We start from the raw sequence: 9,918 nt of genomic DNA on the forward strand, positions 1-9,918 counted from the left end.
GATCCGCTTGGCAAGTTCCTTGGTCTTGAATTCATAGGCAATCGGCAACACCGGCGTGCCGACGCAGAGCGACATGATCATCATGTGCATGCGCGTTGCGACGACGAAATCGAAGCCTTTCACCAGTGCCATCAGTTGCTCCGGCGTGTGGAACGAAGCGTCGACGCTGACATGCTTGGCGATCGCCGGATCGAGCTCGGCAACGATCGCCCGCGCCGTCTTGGAATCGTCATGGGCGTATTCCGGCACGCCCTGGCAGGTGGAGACGAAGGTGACCTCCTTGGCGTGGTCCCTGACCAGGATGGTCGCGACCTCGCGGATCGAGTCGATGTAGCGGCGCATCCCACCCTCGCCGTCGCTGACATAGTTCCAGTGACGGACGGAAATGGCGACGCGGCCGGTGACGGTTGTCGACTGGCCAGAGGCCAGAATTTTTCCGATCCTGTCGGTGTCGGCCAGGGCAAAGACGGCGTCGGCCACGACGTGGCATTTGCCGGGGTCTTTCACCATGTCCACAATGTGGCCTCTCGAACGTTCGTCGCGCAGCAGGATGAGTGGGCTCCGGTCGAAGATAGGGCTCAACTCCTGGCGATTGTAACTTTTGTTGAACGGGCCGAGCGATTGCGTGAAGAAGACGGGGTCCTTGCCCAGAATCGCATCAATCCGGAATTGATTGAGCCGCCGCTCCAGATTGTAGGTCTCGACGAGATAGGTTCCGCCTGTCGTGACCACGAGGTCGGCGTCTTTGTAGATGTCGAGACCACGGCGATTGCTTGAGCTGAACAAACGCCCGAGAACGCCGCGGATGCCGAACCGCCGCAGGGCATTCAGGACGAGCCGATTGTAGATTGGCTTGAACAGGTTCTTCAGCCCGCTGCCGTATTTGTAGCGGAACAGCGATTCCGACAGCAGCTTGTGGAATTCGAGATCCGGATAGTCCTTCTTCGTGTAGAGCCTCGCCGCCACCTCCGGCTGGCTGTCGAAGACGTAGAACTGGATATCGTCTTGCACGATCGTCTTGAAAACATGGCGGATCGCCAGGAGGATCGCCGCATCCCCGGTATTCAGGCAGACGGTGTTTTCAACCGCGATCTTCATGGAATGACCTCATTTCGTGAGTAGTCCCGTGCTTCCATCGACGGGTGCGAAGGGGGCGGATTGCAGGCGGTTTGGCCGAAAATGCTGCACGCCAAGGATGGTCCTCGCGTCGTGATTATTGGCGCGCAGCCCGATGGGCAGGCCAGCGCGCGGTCCATGCGGCCCAAGCAGAGCGAGATTAACCCATCGATTTTGCAGTGCAACAAAAAATGTGGAACTTTGCTACGCTGCAACCAAAAATGTTGCGATGCAGCAAGAGCTGTACTAGCATCGTCGCGGGCGGGCCAACAGCGGTCGAGTTTTCATGCTGCATGTCTTGTACTTGGTACACGACGTCTCCGACCCGGCAGTGCGCCGGCGGATCATAATGCTCAAGGCAGGCGGCGCCCAGGTTACGCTGGCGGGCTTTCGTCGTACGGCAAGCGCAGTTGCTGATGTCGAGGGCTTGCAGCCGATCGATCTCGGCCCGACGCGTGATGGCCGATTCGCCCAGCGTCTGGCCGCGATCATGAAGGCGGTGGTCTCGACCGGCTCGAAGCTGGGCTCAATGCCACGGCCCGACCTCATTATCGCGCGCAATCTGGAGATGCTGGCGCTTGCCCGCCGCGCCAGATCGGCTTTCCAGGCAACGGTGCCGATCGTCTACGAGTGCCTGGACATCCATCGCCTGCTGCTTCGCGACGATCCGCTGGGCTGGGCGATGCGCGGCGCGGAACGCTTCCTGGCTAGGGATGTGAAGCTTCTGGTGACCAGCTCTCCGGCCTTCATTGCCAACTATTTCAAGCCGTTCGGACAGATTGCCGCGCCGGTCGAACTGCTCGAAAACAAGTATTTCGAGCCAGCCGCAGCCTCGCTGGATGACCGCGCGGCGCCGGAGAACCCCGTTGCGCCGCCTTGGCGGATCGGCTGGTTCGGGGCGCTTCGCTGCCGTCGCTCCCTGGAATTTCTGGCCGAATTTTCGCGCCGCCTCGACGGCCGCTTTGAAATCGTCCTCAGGGGGCGCCCGGCGCTGTCCGAATTTCCCGATTTCCATGGTTTCGTCGAATCGGAACCCTGGCTGTCGTTTGGCGGGCCCTACCGCAATCCCGAGGATATGGCGGCGATCTACCGCGAGGTCCACTTTTCCTGGGCCATCGACTTTTTTGAGCAGGGCCTGAACTCCGAGTGGCTGCTGCCCAACCGGCTATATGAGGGCTGCCGCTTCGGAGCCGTGCCGATTTCGATGGGGACCACTGAAACCGGCCGGTTCCTCGACCGGCAAGGCATAGGGGTTCTTTTGCCAGAAGCCACGCCCGAGGCGCTCGAAGCCGCCGTCGGCACGATGGAGCAGCATCGGTTCGAGACATTGAAGGCGCGTGTTCTCGCCCGCAATCCGCGCACCTGGAGCTACGACCGCGCCGATTGCCGGGCGCTCGTCGAAAAGCTCCGCGGGCTGACTGCGGCTCCCGGTCCATATGCTGCCGAAGCATTGGCATAGAAGGACTGCCGATGACGCAAACCGAAATTCCATCCTGCATGATCGTGGTTCCGTGCCTGAACGAAGCGGCCCATATCGGCGCGTTGCTTCGAGAGCTCCACCCTACGGCCGAGAGGCTGGGCGCCGTGATCATCGTTGCCGATGGCGGCAGCACGGACGGCACCAGGACGATCGTCGCGGACATCGCCGCAAAAGATCAGCGGGTGATCCTGCTGCACAATGAAAAGCGCTTGCAGAGCGCGGCGATCAATCTCGCCGTCGCCAGATTCGGGAACGGCGTCGACTATCTCATTCGCATCGACGCGCACGGCGGCTATCCCGCGGACTATTGCGACCAGCTGGTCGAAGAAGCGCAGGCTACCGGCGCGGATTCGGTCGTTGTCTCGATGCTGACCAGTGGTAGCGGCATGGTGCAGAAAGCGGCGGCAGCGGCGCAGAACTCCAGGCTCGGCACCGGCGGCTCCAAGCACCGGCATCTTTCGGCGGGGGAATGGGTCGATCATGGCCACCACGCACTGATACGGATATCGGCTTTCACCGCGGTCGGCGGCTATGACGAGACGTTCAGCCACAATGAGGACGCCGAACTCGACTATCGGCTCCGCCAGGCCGGCTACCGCATCTGGATGACCGGCAAGACGCAAATGGTCTACTACCCGCGCTCCTCGCTGAAGGGCCTCTACTTTCAGTATCTCGGCTATGGCCGTGGCCGCGCGAAGAACGTTCTCAAGCACCGCATGATCCCGAAGATCCGGCAGATGGTGCCGCTTCTGGTGTTCCCCGTGGTTCTTCTCGCCGCCTTTTCCTTCGTCCACTGGCTGGCGGCCGTGCCGCTTTTGCTATGGGCGTCGGTCTGCCTCGGCTACGGCTTTTGGACCGCCATCAGCCAGCGCAAAGCCGACATTGCGCTTGCCGGGGTCTCGGCAATGGTCATGCATTTCGGCTGGTCGGTCGGTTTCTGGCTGCAACTGCTCGCACCGCGACCGCAGCGCGGGGTAGCGTGATGGACCCGGTCAGGAAAAATCGAAGCATCGATATCTGCGTATGCACATTTCGCCGGCCGGAGCTTGCCGACACGCTTCGCTCCATAGCGGCCGTGGATATGCCCACGGGATTCGACATCGGTGTCATCATCGCGGACAACGACGATACGCCGACGGCTGAAACGCTGGTCGCCAAGCTGGCGGGGGAGTTGAAGCTGCCGGTGACCTACCGGCACGCCCCGGCCCGCAACATCTCGATAGCGCGCAACGCTTGCCTCGATGCCAGTGCGGCGGATTTCGTCGCCTTTATCGACGACGACGAGACGGCCACCGCTGGCTGGCTTGCCGAACTGGTTGCGACGGCGGAAGCAACTGGTGCTGCGACGGTGCTTGGACCGGTGCAAGCCCGTTACCTGCCGGATGCGCCCGCCTGGATGCGCAAAGGCGATTTCCACTCGACCTTGCCGGTCTGGGTGAGCGGCGAAATCCGCACCGGCTACACCTGCAACGTCCTGCTCAGGATTGGCGCTGAGAGCCTGCGCGGCAGGCGCTTCAGCCTGGCACGTGGCCAGACCGGCGGCGAAGATACGGAATTCTTCGACCAGATGGTCAAGGCCGGCGGCCGCATCGCCTTTTCGCCGGAGGCTTGGGTCGACGAAGCGGTGCCACTTGCCAGGGCGGCATTCGACTGGCTCGGCCGCCGCCGGTTCCGCGTCGGGCAGACGCACGGTCATCTTCTGGGGCGCAACGCACACGGCCTTGCCCGGCTCAAGCAAGTCGGCATTGCCGCGGCAAAGGCCGGCTACAGTTTCCTGTCGGCAATTCCGGTCGTCATCGACCCCGTACGCCGGAACCGCAGCCTGCTTCGCGGCATTATGCATGTCGGCGTCGTCAGCGGCCTCGTCGGGGTTCGTGAAATCCGCCAATACGGCCTGTCTTCGCCGCAGCAAGGGGGCAAGCGTGCAGCCTGACGTGAGCTTCGTGATTGCCGCCTACAATGCCGAGGCGACCATCGATCGGGCGATTGCCAGCGCCGTCGCCCAGCGCAATGTCAGCGTCGAGGTCATCGTCGTCGACGACAAGTCGCGCGACCGGACGCTCGACCTGGCGAGATCCTATCCCGAAGACATCGTACGCGTTGTCGCGCTTGAGCAAAACCGTGGCCCCGGTGGCGCCAGGAATGCCGGCCTTGAGCTTGCTCGCGGCAGGTGGGTCGCGGTCCTAGATTCGGACGACGCGGTCTATCCCGGGCGAATCTGCACCATGATCGAACGCGCGGAGAAAGCGGGCGCCGAGATCGCGGTCGATAATCTGCAGGTCGTTCGCGAGGATGGCGTTGCCGAAGAGACGATGTTCCCGGCCGACTATCTGGAAGGGCTCGGTGAAATCTCGCTGGCGGATTTCATCGGCGGCAATGTCCTCTTCGAATCGAGGTTCAATCTCGGCTACCTCAAGCCGATCTTCCAGCGCCGGTTCCTGAACGAGAACGGGCTTCGTTACGATGAAAGCCTGATCATTGGCGAAGACTATATCCTCCTGGCCAGTGCTCTGGCCAAGGGCGGCAAATGCGTGGTCGAGCCGACGACGGGCTATATCTACCACATTCGCACGGGTTCCATCTCCCGGGTGCTCGAACCTCATCACGTCGAGGCGATGCGCAGGGCCGATGCCACATTCGCAGCGAGCCATTCCATGGATGCTGCGGCCGAGGCGGCGTTCGCCAGGCGCGCTCGCAGCCTGCGGCGGGCGGCATCATTCCTGTCGCTGGTCCAGCACATCAAGGCGCGGTCGCCGCTCAAGGCGATATGGACGGCGCTCAGCGATCCGGCGGCGGTTCGGCATATGGGCATGCCGATCGCCGTCCGGCTGCGAAGGGTAGCGGCACAGTTTGCCGTGGTGGCGGGGAGGTGAAGGGTTGCGGGCGAATGAAGACAAGTTTCGCCGCCTGCGACAGGGTTGAAATAGATCTCCTCAGAAGGAACATGCAATGGAAAAAGTCAGGAAGGCAGTCATACCGGTGGCGGGGCTCGGAACGCGGTTCCTGCCGGCGACCAAGTCCATGCCGAAGGAAATGCTGCCGGTGGTCGACAGGCCTGTCGTGCAATATGCGGTTGACGAGGCATTCGAGGCCGGCATCGAGCACATCGTCTTCGTCACCGGCCGCAACAAGGCGGTGATCGAGGACTATTTCGACCTGCATCCTGAACTGATCGGAACCCTGGAGCAGAGCGGCAAGAAGGCGCAACTCGAATCGCTTGAAAGCCTGCTTCCCGTCGCCGGCGCGACGAGCTTCATCCGCCAGCAGTCGCCGCAAGGCCTCGGCCATGCCGTCTGGTGCGCGCGCGAAGTCATCGGCGACGAGCCCTTCGCTTTGCTTTTGCCGGACATGGTGTCCTTCGGCGGGCGCGGGTGTCTCGCCGAGGTCGCCGATCTTTATGCGCAGACTGGCGCAAACGTTATCGCCGTCGAGCGTTGCGATCCGACCGAGACCAGCAAATACGGCATTGTCGGGCGCGGCGCGGATGTCGGCACCGGCTTCGAGGTGACGGCCATGGTCGAAAAGCCGGCTCCTGCCAATGCGCCGTCGAACTTCTACATCAACGGCCGCTACATCCTGCAGCCCGAGATATTCTCGCTGTTGGCCAGCCAGCAACGCGGCGCCGGCAACGAGATCCAGCTGACCGACGCAATGGTGCGTCTCGCACAGACCCAGGCCTTCTTCGCCCAGCCTTTCGACGGCCGCATGTTCGACTGCGGCTCGAAGGAGGGCTTCATCCAGGCCAACGTCGCTTTCGCGCTGGCGCGGGAGGACATGAAGGGTCCGATCTTCGAGATGCTGCAGGAATTCGTCCGGTCGCATCAGCGTCGGGAAGAAGCCGCATAATGTCCATTTTTTCGAGGCATTGTGGGTGCGGCTGATGACGCAGGACAGGCCGTTGCGCCGCGCGTAACGCGCACTGTCCGGCGCAAGGTTTGCACCCTATGTCCCGACCTTCGAGGCGGTAGCGCCTGCAAACTAGAATTGGACCGAAGATGAACTATGCCAATTTTCCTGTCGACAAGAGGACGCCATTGCCGGCTTCAAATGCGGCAAACGCCGAAGACTTCATCGACATCGAGCGCCTGCTTGGCATGGCCGCGCGGCAGGCGAAAGTGGTTGCCGCCTGCGCCGTCATCGGTCTCTTTCTCGGCGTGCTCTATTTGCAGACGACGCCTCCTACCTATGTGGCGACGAGCAGCGTGCTGATCGACGAAGGATTGAACAAGGTCGTCGACGACATTTCGGCGGCGTCGGTCAGCATGCAGACCGACTCCGCCGTTCTAAGCCAGATCGAAATTTTGCAGTCGGCCAGGCTGGCGGGGGTGGTCGTCGACAAGCTGAAGCTCGATCAGAACGACGCTTTCATGAACCCTCCGACATCGGCCCTGTCGAAGGTCGCAAGCTTTGTGCGCGGTATCATCCAGTCTGTCCGCCCCAAGCGCGCCGCTAGCACAACCGATGTCACTCAGCTTGATGCTGCGACGCGTGACGCGATCACCGCATCGTCGTCGCCCCGCGACTACGCAATCTTCAAGCTGCAGAACCAACTCGACGCCGAGCGGATCGGCCGAAGCTTTGTCATCAGCATCTCCTTCCAGGCGACGGATCCGGCGCTTGCGACCGCCATCACCAAGGCCTATGCCGACGCCTATCTCGCCGATCAGCTCGATGCCAGCTTCGACGCGACCGAACGGGCGGCGGTCTGGCTGCAAGGCCGGCTGACCGAGCTCCGCGAGAGCTCCCAGGCGGCCGCACTGGCGGTCGAAAAGTTCAGGGCCGAACATGGACTGGCCGTCAATGACGGCCAGCTGATCAGCGACAAGCAATTGTCCGATCTCAACACCCAGCTGATCGTCGCGCAGGCCGATACCGCACGGGCCGGCGCCCGCTATCAGCAGTACAAGTCGATCGTCGAAAGCGGCTCGGACAATGCGTTCAAGGACGCCGCGATATCGAACGACCAGCCGAGCAGCTCCGTCATCACGACGCTGAAGAACCGCTATCTCACCGTCGCCAAGCGGCAGCAGGACGTCGAAGCCAATTTCGGCCCGCAACATCCGCAGGCCGTCGCGCTCGCCAAGGAGAAGGCCGACATATCGGCGCAGATTTTCGGCGAGCTGAAGCAACTGACCGAAAGCTACCGCAACGAATACGAGGTCGCTCTGGCGCGCGAAACCGCGCTCCGCGCAAATGTCGCCTTGGCGGCTGGCAAGAGCTCCATCGACAACCAGTCGCAGGTCAAGCTGCGTGAGCTGGACCAAAAGGCGACGGCGCTGTCGACGCTCTACCAGACGTTCCTGAACCGCTATGAGGAGGCAGCCCAGCAGCAATCCTTCCCGGTCGGCAAGATCCGGGTCATCTCGGACGCGACGATGCCGCAGTCGGCCGCAACCCCGCGAACGGCCATCGTGCTGGGGCTTTCGCTGGCGCTTGGCATAATGATGGGGGCAGGGGTTGGTGGTCTGAATGAATTCAGGGAACGCTTCTTCAGGACCGGCGAGGATGTGCGCGACCGTGTCGGCCTCAAATTCCTCGGCTATCTCCCGGTCATCGGCAAGGCTGGCAAGGATGACCAACGCAATGGCGGTCAGCCTGACGTCAAAGTCGTTGAATCCAAGACCGCCAAGTCCTCCAAATCCCAGCCCTCCAAAACATTGTCGGCGGCCGAAAAACGTGCGCGGATGCGGGTAACCGTCGACGCACCGGCATCGATGTTCTCCGAGACGCTGCGCAACGCAAAGATCGCCTTCGACGTCGTCATGGAGGGCCAGGGCAGCCGGGTCATCGGCGTGGTCTCGGTCCTTCCCGGCGAAGGCAAATCGACGGTGGCGGCCAATCTTGCCGGGCTGCTTGCCGTCAACGGATCGAAAACGCTGCTGATCGACGGCGACCTGCGCAATCCCGGCCTCAGCCGCAGCCTCGGTATGGAGGCCGAGCAGGGCCTGATGGAAGCTGTGGTGAGCGGGCAGACATGGCAGTCGGTCGGCAAGATCGACCGGCAGACCAAGCTGGCTATCATCCCGGCCGTCCTGCGTGGGCAGTTTTCGCATACCAGCGAGCTTCTGTCTTCGGCCGGCATGCGGCGCTTCATCGATAACGCCAAGGAAACCTTCGAATACATTATCGTCGATCTGCCGCCGCTCGGGCCTGTCGTCGACGCTAAGGCCTTCGCTCCGCTTGTCGACGGCTTCGTGCTGGTCACCGAGTGGGGACGCACGCCGCGTGCGATGGTGCAATCCGTGCTCAGTTCGGAGCCCTACATCGCCAAGAAGATCATTGGCGCGGTGCTGAACAAGGTCGAACTGAAGAAGCTGGCCAAGTATGGCGCGATCGGCGGCTCGGAAAAATTCTTCGACAAATATTCGAGCTACTATCTGGAAAAATCGGAAGCGCGCACCAAGGCGGCTGCCTGAGTGCAGTCCGCGCGTTTCGGCCATTTTGCACCCCAGCGGAATCACCGGCGTCGCAAAGATTTATTGGGGTGTTGACGTTCTGAGATGCTTGCTGATGAAGCCAAGCTTCTCCAAGCCTCTGCGCACTTCCGGCGCCCGCATGAAAAGCCGCCACAACAGCCCTGTACGATGGTTCTCGATCATCGCGATGATTGGCCCCTGATTGATGGCCAGATAGGTTCGGGAGTACCAGTTGCGGCTTTCGCAAAACGCGTCGACAAAGCCGAAGCGGCCCCATATGCGTTTCCGAGGCTTGGTCAGGAAGCCACGCAGTGCGCGCATCGCCTCCGCCGGTGCATAAGGGAAGCTCGACAGGGCAGCAGACGGAGTGATCACGCCAAAGTCCCTGTCGGGTGCATGCGCGACGTATCCTCGCGGCCCATGGCTCGCGGTCAGACCCCAGCAGTCAGGGCCGTATCCCAGATGGCTATGGGGATTGCGAACGCAGTGCCAATAATTGATCTGCGTATGACGGAGGTTCTGTTGCCAGTAGTCGGCGTAGCGGTCGCTTAGGCCCCGTGGATCGAGCCCGCAGAAGGAATATTGCGAAAAGAAGAGCGGACCACCAGAATCCATTCCCAATGGCAGGACGATCCCGTAATGATCGCGCCCGTTTCGAAAGTCGGATCCACCAGCAAAGCCTTCGTGATAGATGCCCGGATCAATGGGGTGGCGAGTTGATCCCGCCGCCAGCACGAAGGTGAGCAGGCATTCGTTCCAACCCGTGATCGGGCTGTCCATCGCCCAGCCAAAGCTCGGGCTCCAGTGCCACATCAGTTGCCGGGCTCCGCGTGTGAACCAGTTCCACTCGGCCTGTGACAACAGCGCGTTCACGCGCTGGCGAAGGAGAACTTCCTCGGTTGCCAT

The 9,918-nt window shown here is 61.9% G+C and carries 7 protein-coding genes and 1 pseudogene; 6 read left to right on the top strand and 2 right to left on the bottom strand.

The features are described from left to right. Positions 1-45 precede the first annotated feature (45 nt). Positions 46-1,098: pseudogene (locus NKH21_RS18195) on the bottom strand (polysaccharide pyruvyl transferase family protein); the annotation flags it as partial. A 304-nt stretch (positions 1,099-1,402) separates the two neighbouring features. Between NKH21_RS18195 and NKH21_RS18200 the strand changes: the two are divergent. From NKH21_RS18200 to NKH21_RS18225, 6 genes are all read left to right on the top strand, one after another. Further along, a complete protein-coding gene (locus NKH21_RS18200) occupies positions 1,403-2,575 on the top strand; it encodes a glycosyltransferase family protein (RefSeq protein WP_352866651.1) in 1,173 nt (390 codons plus the stop codon). Between the two features lie 11 nt (positions 2,576-2,586). Further along, entirely contained in the window at positions 2,587-3,579 is a 993-nt protein-coding gene (locus NKH21_RS18205; RefSeq protein ID WP_352866653.1) for a glycosyltransferase family 2 protein, read from the top strand. Beyond that, a complete protein-coding gene (locus NKH21_RS18210; RefSeq protein WP_352866656.1) occupies positions 3,579-4,529 on the top strand; it encodes a glycosyltransferase family 2 protein in 951 nt (316 codons plus the stop codon). The genes NKH21_RS18205 and NKH21_RS18210 overlap by 1 nt, the downstream gene beginning before the upstream one ends. Further along, positions 4,519-5,469, top strand: a complete 951-nt coding sequence (locus NKH21_RS18215) for a glycosyltransferase family 2 protein (RefSeq protein WP_352866658.1) — start codon at positions 4,519-4,521, stop codon at positions 5,467-5,469. Before NKH21_RS18210 ends, NKH21_RS18215 begins: the two co-directional genes overlap by 11 nt. Positions 5,470-5,545: 76 nt before the next feature. After that, positions 5,546-6,442: a UTP--glucose-1-phosphate uridylyltransferase gene (locus NKH21_RS18220; protein ID WP_352866660.1), complete on the top strand. Its 897-nt coding sequence runs from the start codon at positions 5,546-5,548 to the stop codon at positions 6,440-6,442. Between the two features lie 149 nt (positions 6,443-6,591). Beyond that, complete coding sequence (locus tag NKH21_RS18225; RefSeq protein ID WP_352665444.1) at positions 6,592-9,012, top strand: polysaccharide biosynthesis tyrosine autokinase; 2,421 nt, start codon at positions 6,592-6,594, stop codon at positions 9,010-9,012. A gap of 60 nt (positions 9,013-9,072) precedes the next feature. On the opposite strand, the gene NKH21_RS18230 is transcribed toward NKH21_RS18225, so the two are convergent. Then, positions 9,073-9,918, bottom strand: an 846-nt coding sequence (locus NKH21_RS18230) for a glucoamylase family protein (RefSeq protein WP_352866663.1), incomplete at its 5' end; no start/stop codon positions are given.

Source organism: Mesorhizobium sp. M1329 (assembly GCF_040318035.1).
GTDB lineage: Bacteria > Pseudomonadota > Alphaproteobacteria > Rhizobiales > Rhizobiaceae > Mesorhizobium.

Excerpts from the sequence above, each read along its gene's own strand:
- NKH21_RS18205 (WP_352866653.1), top strand. The coding sequence starts at position 2,587 with ATGACGCAAACCGAAATTCCATCCTGCATGATCGTGGTTCCGTGCCTG.
- NKH21_RS18210 (WP_352866656.1), top strand. The coding sequence starts at position 3,579 with ATGGACCCGGTCAGGAAAAATCGAAGCATCGATATCTGCGTATGCACA.
- NKH21_RS18220 (WP_352866660.1), top strand. The coding sequence starts at position 5,546 with ATGGAAAAAGTCAGGAAGGCAGTCATACCGGTGGCGGGGCTCGGAACG.
- NKH21_RS18200 (WP_352866651.1), top strand. The coding sequence starts at position 1,403 with ATGCTGCATGTCTTGTACTTGGTACACGACGTCTCCGACCCGGCAGTG.
- NKH21_RS18225 (WP_352665444.1), top strand. The coding sequence starts at position 6,592 with ATGAACTATGCCAATTTTCCTGTCGACAAGAGGACGCCATTGCCGGCT.